This window comes from Streptomyces sp. NPDC037301 (assembly GCF_055602785.1).
The window spans coordinates 153,671-171,478 of record NZ_JBVJWD010000014.1 but is presented as its reverse complement, the minus strand read 5'-3'; the positions used below and the strand labels follow the sequence as shown (position 1 = coordinate 171,478).

At 69.2% G+C, this 17,808-nt stretch carries 14 protein-coding genes and 4 tRNA genes; 8 read left to right on the top strand and 10 right to left on the bottom strand.

Translation table 11 applies throughout. The features are described 5' to 3' along the window. The 3 genes from ACZ7IB_RS23335 to ACZ7IB_RS23325 all read right to left on the bottom strand — a co-directional run. A partial coding sequence (locus tag ACZ7IB_RS23335) for a DEAD/DEAH box helicase (protein ID WP_470915291.1) occupies positions 1-1,876 on the bottom strand: 1,876 nt, incomplete at its 3' end. Positions 1,877-2,084: 208 nt separating this feature from the next. Beyond that, positions 2,085-2,639 carry a hypothetical protein gene (locus tag ACZ7IB_RS23330; protein WP_470915289.1) on the bottom strand — a complete coding sequence of 185 codons (555 nt, stop codon included), beginning with the start codon at positions 2,637-2,639 and terminating at the stop codon, positions 2,085-2,087. Positions 2,640-2,797: 158 nt separating this feature from the next. Beyond that, positions 2,798-3,148 carry a metallopeptidase family protein gene (locus tag ACZ7IB_RS23325; RefSeq protein ID WP_030929660.1) on the bottom strand — a complete coding sequence of 117 codons (351 nt, stop codon included), beginning with the start codon at positions 3,146-3,148 and terminating at the stop codon, positions 2,798-2,800. Positions 3,149-3,488: 340 nt separating this feature from the next. Here ACZ7IB_RS23325 and ACZ7IB_RS23320 point away from each other — a divergent pair. From ACZ7IB_RS23320 to ACZ7IB_RS23310, 3 genes are all read left to right on the top strand, one after another. Beyond that, positions 3,489-3,561, top strand: a tRNA-Glu gene (locus tag ACZ7IB_RS23320). 38 nt (positions 3,562-3,599) lie between these two features. Next, positions 3,600-3,674: transfer RNA gene (locus ACZ7IB_RS23315), tRNA-Asp, on the top strand. 22 nt (positions 3,675-3,696) lie between these two features. Beyond that, a tRNA-Phe gene (locus ACZ7IB_RS23310) sits at positions 3,697-3,773 on the top strand. 38 nt (positions 3,774-3,811) lie between these two features. On the opposite strand, the gene ACZ7IB_RS23305 is transcribed toward ACZ7IB_RS23310, so the two are convergent. Genes ACZ7IB_RS23305 through ACZ7IB_RS23295 form a run of 3 tightly spaced genes read right to left on the bottom strand, consistent with a single transcriptional unit; the run spans position 3,812 to position 5,958 of the window. After that, the gene (locus tag ACZ7IB_RS23305; RefSeq protein ID WP_470915287.1) at positions 3,812-4,660 is read right to left on the bottom strand and encodes a cytochrome c biogenesis CcdA family protein; all 849 of its coding nucleotides are present in this window, start codon (positions 4,658-4,660) and stop codon (positions 3,812-3,814) included. Beyond that, positions 4,657-5,466 (bottom strand): DsbA family protein, encoded by an 810-nt coding sequence (locus ACZ7IB_RS23300; protein WP_470915286.1) that lies wholly within the window; start codon positions 5,464-5,466, stop codon positions 4,657-4,659. The genes ACZ7IB_RS23305 and ACZ7IB_RS23300 overlap by 4 nt, the downstream gene beginning before the upstream one ends. A gap of 57 nt (positions 5,467-5,523) precedes the next feature. Further along, a complete protein-coding gene (locus ACZ7IB_RS23295; RefSeq protein ID WP_470915285.1) occupies positions 5,524-5,958 on the bottom strand; it encodes a hypothetical protein in 435 nt (144 codons plus the stop codon). A 155-nt stretch (positions 5,959-6,113) separates the two neighbouring features. Between ACZ7IB_RS23295 and hrpA the strand changes: the two genes are divergently transcribed. From hrpA to ACZ7IB_RS23280, 3 genes are all read left to right on the top strand, one after another. Continuing rightward, positions 6,114-10,067: an ATP-dependent RNA helicase HrpA gene (hrpA, locus tag ACZ7IB_RS23290; RefSeq protein ID WP_470915283.1), complete on the top strand. Its 3,954-nt coding sequence runs from the start codon at positions 6,114-6,116 to the stop codon at positions 10,065-10,067. A gap of 115 nt (positions 10,068-10,182) precedes the next feature. After that, positions 10,183-10,257: transfer RNA gene (locus tag ACZ7IB_RS23285), tRNA-Asp, on the top strand. Positions 10,258-10,407: 150 nt separating this feature from the next. Next, positions 10,408-10,728, top strand: a complete 321-nt coding sequence (locus ACZ7IB_RS23280) for a DUF6274 family protein (RefSeq protein WP_470915344.1) — start codon at positions 10,408-10,410, stop codon at positions 10,726-10,728. Between the two features lie 412 nt (positions 10,729-11,140). On the opposite strand, the gene bldC is transcribed toward ACZ7IB_RS23280, so the two are convergent. Then, positions 11,141-11,347, bottom strand: coding sequence for a developmental transcriptional regulator BldC (bldC, locus tag ACZ7IB_RS23275; protein WP_003949541.1), 207 nt, complete (start codon positions 11,345-11,347; stop codon positions 11,141-11,143). A gap of 523 nt (positions 11,348-11,870) precedes the next feature. Continuing rightward, positions 11,871-12,716: a DUF8083 family protein gene (locus tag ACZ7IB_RS23270; protein WP_470915281.1), complete on the bottom strand. Its 846-nt coding sequence runs from the start codon at positions 12,714-12,716 to the stop codon at positions 11,871-11,873. A gap of 176 nt (positions 12,717-12,892) precedes the next feature. Between ACZ7IB_RS23270 and ACZ7IB_RS23265 the strand changes: the two genes are divergently transcribed. Both ACZ7IB_RS23265 and ACZ7IB_RS23260 read left to right on the top strand, forming a co-directional pair. Beyond that, positions 12,893-13,984 carry a Leu/Phe/Val dehydrogenase gene (locus ACZ7IB_RS23265; protein WP_470915280.1) on the top strand — a complete coding sequence of 364 codons (1,092 nt, stop codon included), beginning with the start codon at positions 12,893-12,895 and terminating at the stop codon, positions 13,982-13,984. A gap of 312 nt (positions 13,985-14,296) precedes the next feature. Continuing rightward, a complete protein-coding gene (locus ACZ7IB_RS23260) occupies positions 14,297-14,554 on the top strand; it encodes a DUF3073 domain-containing protein (protein WP_030929682.1) in 258 nt (85 codons plus the stop codon). A 174-nt stretch (positions 14,555-14,728) separates the two neighbouring features. On the opposite strand, the gene purM is transcribed toward ACZ7IB_RS23260, so the two are convergent. Then, complete coding sequence (gene purM, locus ACZ7IB_RS23255; RefSeq protein WP_470915279.1) at positions 14,729-15,802, bottom strand: phosphoribosylformylglycinamidine cyclo-ligase; 1,074 nt, start codon at positions 15,800-15,802, stop codon at positions 14,729-14,731. 60 nt (positions 15,803-15,862) lie between these two features. Next, on the bottom strand, positions 15,863-17,389 hold the full coding sequence (gene purF, locus ACZ7IB_RS23250) for an amidophosphoribosyltransferase (protein ID WP_470915278.1): 1,527 nt from the start codon (positions 17,387-17,389) through the stop codon (positions 15,863-15,865). Positions 17,390-17,808 lie beyond the last annotated feature (419 nt).

Below are 17,808 nucleotides of genomic sequence, written 5' to 3'. Positions count from 1 at the left end.
ACGGACGGTCGTTGTCGCGGCGGAAGCCACCCGACGGACGGTCGTCACGACGCTGGAAACCACCACGGTCGCCACCGCGGTCGTCACGACGGTCGCGGTTGAACGACGGACGGTCGTTGTCGCGGCGGAAGCCACCCGACGGACGGTCGTCACGACGCTGGAAACCACCACGGTCGCCACCGCGGTCGTCACGACGGTCGTTGCCACCGCGGTAGCCGCCGCGGTCGCCGCCGCGGCTGTCCCGGCGGTCGAAGTTGCCGCGGTCGTCGCGACGGTCGTCACGCGCGGCGGGCTGCTCCGGTACGGAGACGGCGGCCTCGATCGCGGCCTCCGCCTCGGCGGCGGCCTCGGCCACTGCGACCTCGGGGTCGTCGCCCCGCTCGCGCGCGGCACGGGCGACCAGGCGGTCGGCCTCCTCGCGCAGCTCACCGGCGCGGCGCTGGACGCGCTCCAGCTGCTTGGTCAGGTCGGCGACCTCGCGCTCCGCCTGCTTGGCGGCGTTGTTCGCGGAGTCGGCCTGGACCTCGGTCAGCGAACGGGCGCCGGTGATCTCGGCGACCTCCGGGTCGAAGGCACCCGCGCCGCCCACGATGTGACGCGAGGCGTCGACGCCCGCGTCCTCCATGAGGCGGAAGATCTGACGTCGCTGGTGCGGCAGCGCCAGTGAGACGACGACACCGGACTTGCCGGCACGGGCGGTACGGCCCGAGCGGTGCAGGTAGTCCTTGTGGTCACCGGCCGGGTCCACGTTCAGCACCAGGTCGATGCCGTCGACGTGGATACCGCGGGCGGCGACGTCGGTCGCGACGAGCGCGTTGACGTAACCGTCCTTGAAGTCGGCGAGCACGCGGGTACGGGCACCCTGCGTCATGCCGCCGTGGAGTGCGTCCGCCTTGACGCCCGCCTCGACGAGCTGCTCGGCGATGCGGTCGGCGCCCAGCTGGGTGCGGACGAAGATGATGGTGCGGCCCTTGCGGGCGGCGATGGCGGAGGTGACCGGCGCCTTGTCCTTCGGCTTCACAACGAGGACGTGGTGCGTCATGGTCGTGACGTTGCCCTGGGCGCTGTCGACCTCGTGGCTCACCGGGTTGTTCAGGTAGCGCTTGACCAGCGTGCCGATCTCGTTCTCCATCGTGGCGGAGAAGAGCATGCGCTGACCGCCGACCGGAACCTGGTCGAGCAGCTCGGTGACCTCGGGCAGGAAGCCCAGGTCGGACATCTGGTCGGCCTCGTCGAGGACGGCGACCTGGACGTTCTCCAGGGAGCAGGCGCCCCGGTTGATGATGTCGCGCAGCCGGCCCGGGGTGGCGACGAGGATGTCGACACCGCGCTCCAGCGCGTAGATCTGGTTGCCCATCGACGTACCGCCGCAGACGACCTTCATCTTCAGGCCGAGCACATCGCCGTACGGCTGAAGCGCGTCCGCGACCTGCATCGCGAGCTCACGGGTCGGGGTGAGGATGACCGCGCGGGGCTTCTTCTTCTCGGTGTGGCCGCCGGCCAGCGTGGCCAGGGTCGGCAGACCGAAGGAGAGGGTCTTGCCGGAGCCGGTACGGCCACGGCCCAGGATGTCCTTGCCGGCCAGGGCGTCCGGAATGGTCGCGGCCTGGATCGGGAAGGGCGCGGTCACACCGTTCTGCGCGAGCTTGCGGACGATGCCCTCGGGCAGGCCCAGGTCGCCGAAGGTGACGGTCGGCTCGGCGTCAGCGTCGTCATCCGCGTCGACAGCGGAGTCGGTGTCGGCCTGCTCGGCCCGGGTGGCGTCTGCCTCGATGGAGTCGGCGGACTCGGCCACGACGGCCTCTGCGGCCTCGACGAGCTCGTCGTTCTCGATGTTCTCGGGCATGACGGTGTGGTCAGAACTGGAAATTGACATGCGAAATGCGAAACCTTCCGGAGTCTCGGCACGCGCCCGTAACTCCGTGATTCGCAATTTCGACCGCCTCAATGCGGTCCAGCCACGGCAAGGGAGAGTACGCGCCACACGGCGCGCTTCTGTTTCGGCGCCGGGCAATGGGATCAAGCGATCTACCACCATACGCACTCCCCCCCACATTGCGCAAACCGCTCTTCCTCGCCCCCTGCTATACCGGCCCCACCTGCGGCGAGACATCCGGCGTCCGCAGCGACGCCGGCTCCTCCAGCGCACGCATCGCGTGCTTGCGGAGCTGAGCCGCCGACGAGGCGGACGGCTGCGGCGAAGGCTCCGAGGGCTCCGGCTCCGGGGAGGCGGGCGGCTCGGGGCTGGCCGGCTCGGACGGCGGCGGGGACTCGGGCTGCTGCGGCACCCCGGGCCCCGGCTGCGAGACCGAGGCCACCGGCAGCCCGCCACCCCCCGTCGGCCCCGGACCACCCGGCTTCGCGCCGGGGCGTACGCCGCCGGGCGAGCCCGAAGGGCCGGCGGAGCCGCTCGGCTCCGCCGATCCGGCCGCCTCCCGTTCGGAATGCGCCTCGGCACCGCCACCACCGGCGCCCGCACCGGTGCCGCCGTCCGGCCCCGCCGCGCTCCCCTTCGGCCCGGACGTCGGCGACGGCGCCGGTTTCCCTCCGTCGTCGCCGACGCTCATACAGCCTGTGGACGCGGCGACCGTCACTGCGATGACGGCCGCCCATCGGACGGGGGCGGACAACTGGCGCACGGGAGGCACCTCCGGGGTACGAAGAGGGGGCGGAGCGATACGGGAAGAAGCGGGGGCGCCGTGCCCAACTCCCGTTGCCCCGCCGGGGACACGCTCCGCGCCCGGCCCGCACACCTCCCGCACGCATCCTGCGCGCCACCCGCACGGCGCTCGCGCGCTCATCCGTAGCCGAGCGCGTGCAGCCTCTCGTCATCGATGCCGAAGTGATGGGCGATCTCATGGACGACCGTGATCTCGGTCTCGGCGACGACGTCCTCGCGCGACTCGCACATCCGCAGCGTCGGCCCGCGGTAGATGGTGATCCGGTCCGGCAGCACCCCCGCGTACCACTCGCCGCGATCGGTCAGCGGCGTCCCCTCGTAGAGCCCGAGCAGCTCCGGATCGCCCGGGTCGGGTTCGTCCTCGACAAACACCGCGACGTTGTCCATCAGCCGCGTCAGCTCGGGCGGGATCCGGTCCAGCGCCTCGGCGACCAGTTCTTCGAACTCTTCGCGCGTCATCTCCAGCACCCCGCCATTGTCCCGTACGGCCACGCGCCGGGCCTGGTCGCCGCCGCCCACAGGCCGGGCCGAGATCACCCCGGGCGGTCCTGGCCCGACGACGGCCGAGGTCAGCCGCCATCTGCCGGAGGAGAACCCGGCCGGAGCGACCCCTTCGCCTATTCGGTTTGGCTGACGCCGAAACGCCGTAGTACAGTCTCCGACGTGCCCAAGGGCGCCGGTCAGGGCTTGACCGTTCTGAGACCCTAGAGGTTGAAGGAGAAGCGGAACCTCTCGAGGGAAAGCGGAGTCACATGCTTCTCACGTCCCCTCGGGCGACAGACGCAGAAGCAGCAGCACCAGCAGTTCTGCCCTCATCGTCTAGTGGCCCAGGACGCCGCCCTTTCAAGGCGGTAGCACGGGTTCGAATCCCGTTGGGGGCACGCACCACCTTGTGCGACACTTAGTCGCACAAAAGCTTGGTCCTGTGGAGCAGTTTGGAGTGCTCGCCACCCTGTCAAGGTGGAGGCCGCGGGTTCAAATCCCGTCAGGACCGCTGCAGCTCTTATGAGCTGCGTGGCTGGGTAGCTCAGTTGGTACGAGCGATCGCCTGAAAAGCGATAGGTCGCCGGTTCGATCCCGGCCCCAGCCACCACCCGAAGGCCCCGTCCGATGGACGGGGCCTTCGCCGTGTCAGGCCTCTTCCCGGTCCGCCGAGTTCACGCCCCGGCCGCGCCACGCCCGTACCGCCAGAACCAGCAGCACCACCGCAACCGCGGCCACCAGCGCCATTACGTCGGGCACGTGCTCTCCGATGCGCTGGGCCCACTGCTCGACGGCGAACGACTCGTCCACGTCCAGCAGTCCGGGCAGCGCCGTCGTCCCGTCGTACGCGAGGAACAGCGCGCCGAGACCGATGAAGAAAAGCCCCGACAGCAGCGTCGTGGTGTGCAGCTCGAAGCGGCCGAGCCGGAAGGTACGACCGCGCAGCCAGGCCCGTCGGCCCAGGTCGAAGCGTTCCCAGAGCAGCGCGAGCAGAAAGAGCGGGACCGCCATGCCGAGGGCGTAGACGGCGAGCAGCAGTCCGCCGTAGACCGGACTGCCGCTGACCGCCGCCACGGTGAGGACGCTGCCGAGGATCGGGCCCGCGCAGAAACCGGCCAGTCCGTATACAGCGCCCAGCGCATAGACGGATACGGCGGTGGTCGGGCGGATCCGGCCGCTGAGTGCGGCGATCCGGCGCGAGGCGAAGCCCAGACCCACGATCTGCGCGATGCCGAGCACGATGATCAGCCACCCGGCGCCGAGGACGAGCGCGTCGCGGTGGCTGTAGAAGAGCCGTCCGGCGTACGAGCCCGCGGCGCCGAGCGGGACGAGGGTGGTGGCCAGACCGGCGTAGAAGATGCCGGTGCGGGCCAGGAGCCGCGAGGTGGAGTCGATGGAGTACGCGAAGAAGGCGGGCAGCAGCAGCGCGCTGCACGGGCTGACCAGAGCGAGCAGCCCGCCGAGGAAGGCCGCGAAGTAGCCGATGTCAGCCGTCATTTCGCGCTGCCCTCGGCGCCTTCGGCATCCTCGCCGTCCTTGGCGTCCTTGGCGTCCTCGGTGTTGCGGGCCTTCTCGGCCGCCGCCTCGATGGCCCGGGTGAAGGTCTCCATCGGCTGGGCTCCGGCGATCGGGCGGCCGTTGATCAGGAACGACGGGGTGGAGGTCGCACCGATCCCGTACCCCTGTTCCTGGTCCTTGCCCACCGCAGCGGAGGCGGCGGAGCTGTCGGCGTCACGCGCGAACCGGTCGAGGTCCGCGACCCCGGCCTGCTGGGCGAGCGCCTTCAGCCGGTCCTTGCCGAACCCCTGCTCCTTGGCCCCCTCGGCGTACGCGGCACGGTGGAACTGCCAGAAGCGGCCCTGCTGCCCGGCAGCCCAGGCGGCGCGGGCGGCCGCCTCGGACTCGGCGCCGAAGATCGGGAAGTTGCGCCACTCGATGCGCAGGGTGCCGTTGTCGACGTACTTCTTCACCAGGGCCGGTTCGGTGTCACGCGCGAATTTGCCGCAGTAGCCGCACTTGAAGTCGGCGTATTCGATGAGGACGACGGGCGCGTCCACCCTGCCCTGCGCGAGCTTGTCACCGGCGTCGCGCCGGGCGAGCTTCGCCAGCTCCGGATAGACGCCGGTGTCCGGGTCCGCAGTGACATCGGCGACCGGCGAGGAGGAAGAGGAAGAAGCCGAGTGGTCGGGGGCGGTGGCCCGGTAGGAGACGAGGCCGAGCAGGGCTGCGGCGACTACGACTCCGGCGCCGTAGATCAGCGGCTTCCTGGACGACGGCGTACGTGAGGACGTGGACTTGGGCATGCGGGACTCCGTGCTGGTGATACGGGAAGAAGGGATGACCGGTCGCAGAGCGGCCGTCTACACCCTCAGTACGGAGAGCTCGACCGGAGTGGGCGCGGCAGCCGCGGGGCAGCGCAGCTTTATCCGTGCGGGCGGGCGGACGGGTCCCTGTCCGGTGGCGGCGGGCAGGCCCCACCCGGCGAGGCCGGGCGCCTGGTCGTACGCCGCGCGGGCCCGGCCCGGCAGAGCGGGCTCGCCGTCCTCGTGCTTCCGGCTCTTGCCGCACCCCGGGGCCCCGTGCCGGTCCACGGCCGGCGCGGCGGCCGGGGCGGGGCCGGTGGGTGCGGCATCCCTGCCGAGGCCGGCCGAAGCGGCCGCCCTCTCGGCGCCGGCCTCGGCAGCCGCGACCGCCGTACGTCCCGCATCACCCGCGACAGCCGTCGCCGGACCGCAGAACAGCCCCAGTGCGACCGCGAGCACCGCCAACAGGCAGCACCACTGCGTACGGGACACGGGGACCGGCCTTTCCGGACGGGGCAACGGGTGGTCAGCTGCCGGAAATGGTACGTGCTGTGATCCCGCGCCTCCGCGCAGTGCCGATGTGGTGACCCGGACCGCACGAAATATGTTCGCGGTTCTTCGGGCCCGGGTGAGATCCTGGGCTCCGTATGTCTACTTCCTTCGCTGATCTCCAGTCCCAGCTCGGACAGCTCTCGCTCCGCGATGCACACCGGCTCGGCCGCCGTCTCGAAGGGGCGCGCCGCATCCGTAAGCCGGAGGCCCGGCAGACCGTGCTGGACGAGATCGCCACCGAGGCCGGAAAGGCAGCCGAGCGGCTCGCGCTGCGTGCCACGCGGATGCCCGCCCTGTCGTACCCGCAACAGCTCCCGGTCAGCCAGAAGAAGGACGAGATCCTGAAGGCGATACGCGACCACCAGGTCGTGATCGTCGCTGGGGAGACCGGCTCCGGCAAGACCACGCAGATCCCGAAGATCTGTATGGAGCTGGGGCGCGGTGTCCGGGGCATGATCGGGCACACCCAGCCGCGCCGGATCGCGGCCCGTACGGTCGCCGAGCGTGTCGCCGACGAGCTGAGGACCCCGCTGGGCGAGGCGGTCGGCTGGAAGGTCCGCTTCACCGACCAGGTGAACCCCGACGCGACGTTCGTCAAGCTGATGACGGACGGCATCCTGCTCGCCGAGATCCAGACGGACCGCGAGCTGCGTGCGTACGACACGATCATCATCGACGAGGCCCACGAGCGGTCGCTGAACATCGACTTCCTGCTCGGCTATCTGGCCAGGCTGCTGCCCAAGCGCCCGGATCTGAAGGTCGTCATCACGTCGGCGACGATCGACCCCGAGCGGTTCGCGCGCCACTTCGGCGAGGCGCCGATCGTCGAGGTCAGCGGGCGTACGTACCCGGTCGAGGTGCGCTACCGCCCGCTCCTCGAAGAGGAGGGCGACGACTCCGACCGCGACCAGATCACCGCGATCTGCGACGCCGTCGACGAGCTCCAGTCGGAGGGCCCCGGCGATGCCCTGGTCTTCCTCTCCGGCGAGCGCGAGATCCGCGACACCGCGGATGCGCTGAACAAGAAGAACCTCCGCCACACCGAGGTGCTCCCCCTCTACGCCCGTCTCTCGCACGCCGAGCAGCACCGCGTCTTCCAGCGGCCCCCCAACGGCATCGTCCGCAGGATCGTCCTGGCGACCAACGTCGCCGAGACCTCGCTGACCGTCCCCGGCATCAAATACGTGATCGACCCGGGCAACGCCCGGATCTCCCGCTACAGCCACCGCACCAAGGTCCAGCGGCTGCCGATCGAACGGATCTCACAGGCCAGCGCCAACCAGCGCAAGGGCCGCTGCGGGCGTACGTCGGACGGCATCTGCATCCGGCTGTACTCCGAGGACGACTTCCTGACCCGTCCGGAGTTCACCGACCCCGAGATCCTGCGTACGAACCTGGCCTCCGTCATTCTCCAGATGACCGCGGCCGGCCTCGGCGACATCGAGAAGTTCCCCTTCATCGACCCGCCGGACCACCGCAACATCCGCGACGGCATCCAGCTCCTCCAGGAACTCGGTGCGCTCGACCCGGACGAAAAGGATCCGAAGAAGCGGCTCACCCAGCTCGGCCGGAAGCTCTCGCAGCTGCCCGTCGACCCGCGCCTGGCCCGTATGGTCATCGAAGCCGAGCGCAACGGCTGTGCCCGCGAGGTCATGGTGATCGCCGCCGCGCTCTCCATCCAGGACCCGCGCGAGCGGCCCTCGGACAAGCAGACACAGGCCGATCAGCAGCACGCCCGCTTCAAGGACGAGACCTCCGACTTCCTGGCGTTCCTGAATCTGTGGCGGTACATCCGCGAGCAGCAGAAGGAGCGTGGCTCGTCCAGCTTCCGCCGGATGTGCAAGCAGGAGTATCTGAACTTCCTGCGCATCCGCGAATGGCAGGACATCTACGCGCAGCTGCGTACCGTCGCCAAGCAGATGGGCATGCATCTGGAGGAGCCCTCGGCGGACCTGGCCGCGCCCGAGCAGTCGGTGCACACCTCGCTGCTGGCCGGGCTGCTCTCGCACATCGGGCTGAAGGACACCGAGAAGAACGAGTACCTGGGGGCCCGCAGCGCCAAGTTCGCGGTCTTCCCCGGATCTGCGCTCTTCAAGAAGCAGCCGCGGTTCGTGATGTCGGCCGAGCTGGTCGAGACGTCCCGGCTGTGGGCGCGGGTCAACGCCAAGGTCGAGCCGGAGTGGATCGAGCCGCTGGCCCAGCATCTGCTGAAGCGCACCTACAGCGAACCGCACTGGGAGAAGGACCAGGCGGCGGTGATGGCGTACGAGCGGGTCACGCTGTACGGAGTACCCATCGTCGCCCAGCGCAAGATCAATTTCGGCCGTATCGACGCCGAGACCTCCCGCGACCTGTTCATCCGCAACGCCCTGGTCGAGGGCGACTGGCGGACGCACCATCAGTTCTTCCACGACAACCGCAAGCTCCTCGGTGAGGTCGAGGAGCTCGAGCACCGCGCGCGGCGCCGCGACATCCTCGTGGACGACGAGACGCTCTTCGACTTCTACGACCAGCGCATCCCCGATCACGTGGTCTCCGGGGCGCACTTCGACTCCTGGTGGAAGCACAAGCGCCGCGACGAGCCGGACGCGCTGGACTTCGAGCGCTCGATGCTCATCAACGAGAAGGCCGGGGCCGTCACCAAGGACGACTACCCCGACTCCTGGCGGCAGGGGAAGCTCAAGTTCAGGGTGACGTACCAGTTCGAGCCCGGTGCGGACGCGGACGGTGTGACCGTCCACGTCCCGCTCCAGGTGCTCAACCAGGTCACCGCCGAGGGCTTCGACTGGCAGATCCCGGGCCTGCGCGAGGAAGTGGTCACCGAGCTGATCCGCTCGCTGCCCAAGCCGATCCGCCGGCACTACGTCCCCGCGCCGAACTACGCGGGCAAGTTCCTGGACCGGGCGGTCCCCCTCCAGGAGCCGCTGCCGGTCACGCTGGCCCGGGAGCTCCAGCGCATGGTCGGCGTTCCGGTCGGCGCCGACGACTTCGACCTGACCCGCATCCCGGACCACCTGAAGATCACTTTCCGGATCGTCGACGAGCGACGCCGCAAGGTGGCCGAGGACAAGGACCTGGAGGCGCTGAAGCTCCAGCTGCGCCCCAAGGCCCGTCAGGCCCTCTCCAAGGCCGCCGCGGCCACTGCGGGGCCCTCGGGCGAGTCCATCGAGCGTTCGGGCCTCACGGACTGGACGATCGGCACCTTGAACCGCGTCTTCGAGACCCGCCGGGCAGGCCAGCCGGTCAAGGCGTACCCGGCTCTCGTCGAGCAGGAGGGAGCCGCGGCAGACACAGTGGCCGTACGGCTCTTCGACACCGAGGCCGAGCAGCAGCAGGCGATGTGGCGCGGCACCCGGAAGCTGATCCTGCTGAACATCCCGGTGAACCCGGCGAAGTTCGCCTCGGACAAGATGACGAACCAGCAGAAGCTAGCGCTGTCCCGCAATCCGCACGGCTCCATCCAGGCGCTCTTCGAGGACTGCGCGACTGCGGCCGCCGACCGGCTGATCGGCGCGCACGGCGGCCCGGCCTGGGACGAGGAGTCGTTCCGCAAGCTGTACGACAAGGTGCGAGCCGACCTCGTGGCGCTGACCGAGCACACGGTCAAGCAGGTGCAGCAGGTACTGGCCGCCTGGCAGGCCTGCGAGCGGCGCCTGAAGGCCACCAACAGCCTCGTCCTGGTCAACAACGTCACCGATGCACGGGACCAGCTCGCAGCCCTCGTGCCGCCGGGGTTCGTCACCGCGACCGGGCTGCGACGACTGCCCGACCTGATGCGCTATCTGGTCGCTGTGGACCGCCGGCTCCAGCAGATGCCGACGGCCGTCCAGCGCGACACCACGCGTATGGAGAAGGTCCACGAGATGCAGGACGAGTACGCCTGGCTGCTCGAACAGATGCCGCGGGGCAGGCCCGTTCCGCAGGAGGTCCTGGACATCCGCTGGATGATCGAGGAGCTCCGGGTCAGCTATTTCGCGCACGCCCTGGGGACGGCCTACCCCGTCTCCGACAAGCGGATCGTGAAGGCGATCGACGCGGCGGCCCCGTGAGACGGCCCCGGCCGGGGCCGTAACGGAACCACCACCTTCGGTGAGGTCGACCAGACCCTCTGACCTGCTGTACAGTCTGTCTTCGTAGCCAGCCGCAAGGCAGCCGCGAAAACCTGGTCCTGTGGAGCAGTTTGGAGTGCTCGCCACCCTGTCAAGGTGGAGGCCGCGGGTTCAAATCCCGTCAGGACCGCAGTAACGAAAGCCCGGATCCTTCTGGATCCGGGCTTTCGCGCGTCTTGACTCCGGCAACTGCCGACGAGCAGTCAGACAACAGGGGCTGCCCCTGTTCCCCGGCGCGGGGCGGCGGTCCACCGGGAGGTGGCACGTATGACGGCGTCCGCTGGGCACGAGACCCGCGCACTCCTGTACGCCGCTTCCGGCTACCGCCACCTCACTTCGCCACTGCCCGACCTGCCATCGGCTCCTACGGCTCGCCATGGAGCCCGTGACGGCCTCCGGGACCACTTCCCCGCCCGAGGCCGCCGGTCCTGTGCGTGGGGCGCCAGGACGGCACCCTGGAAGGCCGGGAGGTCCAGGACGAAAGTCCCTCGCCTGGGTGACCAATGGCGCGGCATTCCGCTTCCTGGAGGTGGCAGGCTCGTACTTGGCAAGGCTCATGCAGTGTGACGGGAGTCACCGAATGAGTTTTGAGAAGGGGTGACTTTACACCCTTCCTACAACTGGCGAATTTAATATGTGCAATTGCACCACTCGAACGGGAGCACCGGGGGACCTTCCGAACCGCCCCGGCCCGGCTGCCCCGGGGCGGTCGGGAACAGTCCCGCACAGACCCGCGCAAGCCCGCACGGCACCCCGGCCGGAGCCAACCGGACGCCCGGTTTCCAGCGACGCCCGAACCGCCCGGGGCGGCGCGGTCGGGGAAGGCCTCCGGTCTGCTGGAGCACAAAAAAATCGCGCTGGACCCGGCGGAGTCCAGCGCGATCGAACGACGCACCCGTATTTCACAGGTATGGCGCCCGTTGGGGCGGGCGCCCGTCATTTGGAGCTATGGGTGGGCCTGTACGGGTTGGGGGACCCGGAAGCCCAGTTGTGGCGCGGCGACAGGGGGTGTGTCAGGCCTCGCTGCGCTGCTGCGGAATACCCGCAAGCAGTGCGCGGACCTCTGCCTCGCGGTACCGGCGATGTCCACCGAGCGTGCGGATGGACGTGAGCTTGCCCGCCTTGGCCCAGCGGGTAACCGTCTTCGGGTCCACGCGGAACATCGTGGCAACCTCAGCCGGGGTCAGCAGCGGCTCGGCATCAGGGGTGCGAGCGGTCATGAGCGGCCTCCTCGGGAGAACCGAACCATCTCGGTTCTTTCCTCTAAATTCTGCACCTTGACCCGCGTTGCCCGAAATGGCGGACGCGGGCCGAGTCGGTTATAGGACGAACGGCTTGTCCTCGGCACTACAACTACACCATCCGTCCAGCCGCGTCGGCCAAACCGATGGAATTGCCCTCCCAGGTGTTCATCAGCGACGGAAGCCGATGGACCATGCCATAGCGGACAGTCACACCACTGTGACGATCAGTCACAGAGCGATCAGGAGCCATCAGACCCCCCATAGCGTGCAATGCTGAGCAATCCGCCCCAAGTTGGACGGAAGGAGCCCTCCCCGGACTCCTTGTCCTATTTTGGCACGAGGGGTGGGGAAGGACGCAAGGGCCCAGTTAGTGCTATCCGTCACGCTTGAGGCAAAGGCCCGGTTCGGGACGTAGGTCCTAGGACCACCGAGGTACGCTCCCGCCTCTTCATCCTCACGTGTCACACGGGCCACAGGTTCAGACGCGGATGATGCCCTGTCAGTTCGCGAATTGACGATCCCTGACCGCCCGCCAGCGCTCCGCCAGCCGCCCGTACGCCTCACTCGCCCCTTCGGCGTCGCCGGCCTGCAGAGCCGCGATACCCTCGGCCACATCGGCGGCCGAGCGGTCCCCGGCGAGCTGCGTCGCCGGCAGTGCGTGCACCAGACCTGCGTAGTCCAGTTCGACCAGTGCGCGCGGATGGAACTCCTCCAGCCAGCGCCCCACGTCCACGAGTCCCTCGGCCAGAGGCCCTTCGTCCACGGCCTCCCGCAGCGTCTTCAGCGCCCGGGCCAGCCGGCGCCGGGCCTGGGCCATCGGCGTCCGGTAGCGCAGCACGGGCGGCTCACCGTCCTCGCCCGCCTCCACGTACTCCCGCTCCTCGTCGGAGAAGAGCACGAACCAGCGCACCGGGACCTGCCACACCGAGGTGAGGATCCAGGGCCTGGCGTCCGGATTGCGCTCCGCCCACCGCTCGTGGTCCGCGACGGCCTGCCCGCGCACCACCGGCGGCAGCACCGCGTCGAGCACCGGCCCGGGGAACATCTCCATCAGCTCGTCCAGCGCCAGCCAGCCGCGCAGCCTGGTCCGCCACGGGCAGACGCACACCACGCCGTCCATCTCGGCGACGAACGCGTCCCCGCTCTCGTGCACCGGCACGCCGACCGGCGGTGTGGCCACCAAGTCGGCGAGCGAACGGCGTAGTTCGTCCTGGGCCGTGGGGATACGGGAGCGCCCTGCGTAACGGGCCCAGTGGCCGCGTTCGGGCTCCGGGAAGGCGGCCAGCGGCTCGTACACCCGGAGGTAGGACGCGTAAGGGACGAGCACTGAAGACACCACCGACATGCAGCAAATCGTGTCATGCCCGTACTCCGCCGGGGGGTGATCCTTGGCACTGGAACAGATCTACGTCCGCGTAGGACTTACGCTCTTGCCCAGTCGGACCGGCCGTGCCGGCCGGTCCGCGGCCCTCCCCACCTTCAGGAGGGTCCTCCGCCGCTTCGTACTTGGGAGTCACCACAGTGACCGATGTGACCGGCGCGCCTGGCGATGTACTGCACACCCTGTTCCACTCGGATCAGGGGGGCCACGAGCAAGTCGTGCTCTGCCAGGACCGTGCCAGCGGCCTCAAGGCCGTCATCGCCATCCACTCCACCGCTCTGGGCCCGGCCCTCGGCGGCACCCGCTTCTATCCGTACGCCTCCGAGGAGGAGGCCGTCGCGGATGCGCTGAACCTCTCGCGCGGTATGTCGTACAAGAACGCCATGGCCGGTCTCGACCACGGCGGCGGCAAGGCCGTCATCATCGGTGACCCGGAGAAGATCAAGAGCGAGGAACTGCTGCTGGCGTACGGCCGGTTCGTGGCCTCGCTCGGTGGCCGCTACGTGACCGCCTGCGACGTCGGCACGTATGTCGCCGACATGGACATCGTCGCCCGCGAGTGCCGGTGGACCACCGGCCGCTCCCCCGAGAACGGCGGCGCCGGCGACTCCTCGGTCCTCACCGCGTTCGGTGTCTTCCAGGGCATGCGGGCCTCCGCCCAGCACCTCTGGGGCGACCCGACGCTGCGTGGCCGAAAAGTGGGGGTCGCCGGAGTCGGCAAGGTCGGTCACCACCTGGTCGAGCATCTCCTTCTCGACGGCGCGGAGGTCGTGATCACGGATGTGCGGGAGGAATCCGTCCGCCGCATCACCGATGAACACCCCGAGGTCGCCGTCGCCGCGGACACCGCGGCGCTGATCCGTACCGAGGACCTCGACATCTACGCCCCGTGCGCGCTCGGCGGCGCGCTGAACGACGACACCGTTCCGGTACTCACCGCCAAGGTGGTGTGCGGCGCGGCCAACAACCAGCTCGCGCACCCCGGCGTCGAGAAGGACCTCGCGGAGCGGTCGATCCTGTACGCACCTGACTATGTGGTGAACGCGGGCGGTGTCATCCAGGTCGCCGACGAGCTGCACGGGTTCGACTTCGACCGGTGCAAGGCCAAGGCGTCGAAGATCTTCGACACCACGCTCGCCATATTCGCACGTGCGAAGGACGATGGCATTCCGCCGGCTGCCGCGGCCGACCGGATCGCCGAACAGCGGATGGCCGAAGCACGCCGTAGCTGACGGTCGCGGGCGCATCACCCGGCGTTTTCACCCCTTCCCGCCCGCGGATCCGCCGACCGGCGAGACAAGACTCACGCCGGTCGGCGGGTCGCATGCCAAGAAGAGGTTAAAATCGCAGTTGACCAGCGAGGACGGGGCTTCTCGCCGGTCCTCTTCCGGGGCACGTGATGCGGGCGGCGTACCGTATGGCCGCGGAAGCAGGTACCGTTAAAGCCCTACGGGCACGGTCTCTCTACCGAGAGTCCGTCCTGAAACATGAACGCGTGTCAAGACTCTGGGGCCGTCGAGCCCCGTCACCGAGGGGGTCGAGCCATGGGGCGCGGCCGGGCAAAGGCCAAGCAGACAAAGGTCGCCCGCCAGCTGAAGTACAGCAGCGGCGGGACTGACCTGTCGCGTCTGGCCAATGAGCTGGGCGCATCGCCTTCGAGTCAACCACCGAACGCAGAGCCGTTCGAGGACGACGACGAGGAAGATGACCCGTACGCACAGTACGCGGATCTGTACAACGACGACGAGGACGAGGACGAGGACGATCAGTCCGGTCCGTCGTCACAGCGCCGCGGCGCTTGACCTCGCGCTGACACATCAACCCGGTCCGGGCCTGTCCCGGACCGGGTTCTGTGCTACCCCGATCCGGTCCGGACGCGCAGGTTGGCTTCGGTGTCCTCGATCGCCGGACGTGTTGGAAACCCGGCGACCGAGGTAGAAGCGGTCACCGGGTGACCCCGGTGTGCCCGCCCGTGCCTATCGCGCGTAGCTGCCCACCAGCTCGGCACCCGAGGTGTGCGCCCCGCGCTCTGTGATCTCGCCCGCGACCCAGGAATCGACCCCGCGGTCGGCCAGCGTCGTCAGGGCGACGTCCACGGACTGCTCCGGGACGATCGCGATCATGCCGACGCCCATGTTCAGCGTCTTCTCCAGCTCCAGCTGCTCGACCTGACCCGCCTTGCCGACCAGGTCGAAAACCGCGCCGGGCATCCAGGTGGAGCGGTCGACCCTGGCGTGCAGTCCGTCCGGGATGACCCGGGCCAGGTTGTTGGCGAGGCCGCCGCCGGTGACGTGGCTGAAGCCGTGCACCTCGGTCGTACGGGTGAGGGCCAGGCAGTCCAGCGAGTAGATCTTGGTGGGCTCCAGGAGCTCCTCGCCGAGCGTCCGCCCGAACTCCTCGACATCGCGGTCCAGCGCCCAGCCTGCCCGGTCGAAGACCACGTGACGGACGAGCGAGTACCCGTTGGAGTGAAGACCGGACGACGCCATGGCGATCACGACGTCACCCTTACGGATACGTTCCGGGCCGAGCAGATGGTCGGCCTCGACCACGCCCGTACCGGCGCCCGCGACATCGAAGTCGTCCGGACCGAGGAGACCCGGGTGCTCGGCGGTCTCGCCGCCGACCAGGGCGCAGCCGGCGAGGACACAGCCTTCGGCGATGCCCTTCACGATGGACGCGACACGCTCGGGGTGCACCTTGCCGACGCAGATGTAGTCGGTCATGAAGAGCGGCTCGGCACCGCAGACGACCAGGTCGTCGACGACCATGCCGACGAGGTCGTGGCCGATGGTGTCGTATACACCCATCTTGCGGGCGAGGTCGACCTTCGTGCCGACGCCGTCGGTGGCGGAGGCGAGCAGCGGACGCTCGTAACGCTTGAGGGCCGAGGCGTCGAAGAGTCCGGCGAAACCGCCGAGGCCGCCGAGGCCCGCGACCTCGGGGCGCTGCGTCTTCTTCACCCACTCCTTCATCAGCTCGACGGCGCGGTCGCCGGCCTCGATGTCGACGCCCGCTGCCGCGTAGGAAGCACCTGTTGTCTCAGACATTGCCTGGGATCTTTCGTGTGGAAATACGGGGCTGGTGGCCAGGGGTGTACGGCTGGGCCGTCACGGACGACGCAGGGCGTCGGACGCGGCGGTTGCCGCAGGGCCTGCCGCCAGCTCGGTCTCCAGCAGCTGCTTGCCGAGCAGTTCCGGGTCCGGCAGCTCCATCGGGTACTCACCGTCGAAGCAGGCGCGGCACAGGTTCGGCTTGGCGATCGTCGTCGCCTCGACCATCGCGTCGAGTGAGATGTACGCGAGCGAGTCGGCACCCATCGACGTGCAGATCTCGTCGACCGTCATGCCGTTGGCGATCAGCTCGGCGCGGGTCGCGAAGTCGATGCCGAAGAAGCAGGGCCACTTCACCGGCGGGGACGAGATCCGGATGTGGATCTCGGCGGCGCCGGCCTCGCGGAGCATCCGGACCAGTGCGCGCTGGGTGTTGCCGCGGACGATCGAGTCGTCGACGACCACGAGGCGCTTGCCCTTGATGACTTCCTTGAGCGGGTTCAGCTTGAGGCGGATACCCAGCTGGCGAATGGTCTGGGACGGCTGGATGAAGGTCCGGCCGACATAGGCGTTCTTCACCAGTCCGGCGCCGAACGGGATGCCGCTGGCCTCCGCGTAACCGATGGCGGCGGGGGTGCCGGACTCCGGAGTCGCTATGACCAGATCGGCTTCGACGGGGGCCTCGGCGGCCAGCTTGCGGCCCATCTCCACACGGGAGAGGTAGACGTTGCGCCCGGCGATGTCGGTGTCGGGGCGGGCCAGATAGACGTACTCGAAGATACAGCCCTTGGGCTTCGCTTCCGCGAAGCGCGAGGATCGCAGGCCGTTCTCATCGATGGCGACGAGCTCGCCCGGCTCGATCTCGCGGACGAAGCTGGCACCACAGATGTCGAGGGCGGCGGACTCGGAGGCCACCACCCAGCCGCGCTCGAGACGGCCGAGAACCAGCGGGCGGATGCCCTGCGGGTCGCGGGCGGCGTAAAGGGTGTCCTCGTCCATGAAGACGAGGGAGAAGGCGCCCTTCACGTCGGGGAGCACCTTTGAGGCGGCCTCCTCGATGGTGAGCGGCTTGCCGTCCTCATCGGTCTGGCCGGCGAGCAGCGCGGTCACCAGATCGGTGTCGTTCGTCGCGGCGACTTGGGTGGCGCGGCCGTCCTTGCGGGGAAGGTCGGCGACCATCTCGGCGAGCTGGGCCGTATTGACCAGGTTGCCGTTGTGACCCAGGGCGATCGAGCCGTGCGCGGTCGCACGGAACGTCGGCTGCGCGTTCTCCCACACCGAGGCACCGGTGGTGGAGTAGCGGGCATGACCGACCGCGATATGGCCCTGGAGAGATCCCAGAGACGTTTCGTCGAAGACCTGCGAGACCAGTCCCATGTCCTTGAAGACCAGGATCTGGGACCCGTTGCTCACTGCGATGCCCGCGGACTCCTGTCCACGGTGCTGCAGGGCATACAGTCCGAAATAGGTGAGCTTGGCGACCTCTTCACCCGGAGCCCAGACACCGAAGACGCCACAAGCGTCCTGGGGGCCTTTCTCTCCGGGGAGCAGGTCGTGGTTGAGTCGTCCATCACCACGGGGCACGCCACCGAGTGTAGGCGAGATCGACCACTGGTCCGAATTCGGGATACCGGGCCCGAGCGCCGGGGAAGCGCTCCCAGGGGCGGTTCGCGGGTCGGTTCGGGCAGTCACTCGGAGTGATCACTTCCGGGTCGCGGTGAGGTGCGGGACGCGGTGCGGACCGGCCACAGGGCGGCGGTCGCCCGGACCAGCGGCCGGATACCGGCTAGATCCGGCCACTCGGGCACGGGGGGGCAGCCGGTCCGGATGGTAGCGCTCGGTGAGCCGGTCGATGCTCTGGCGCGGAGTCCGGCCGAACGTCCGTTTCGTGGCGAGCCTCACACCCGGGGGCCCGGTATGCGGCTTCTCGGGGGGCCTCGGCAAAGGTGGCGCCGGAAGCCCGGCCGCCGCGGAGCCGGAGCTGCCGGCCGGGCTGCGGGCGT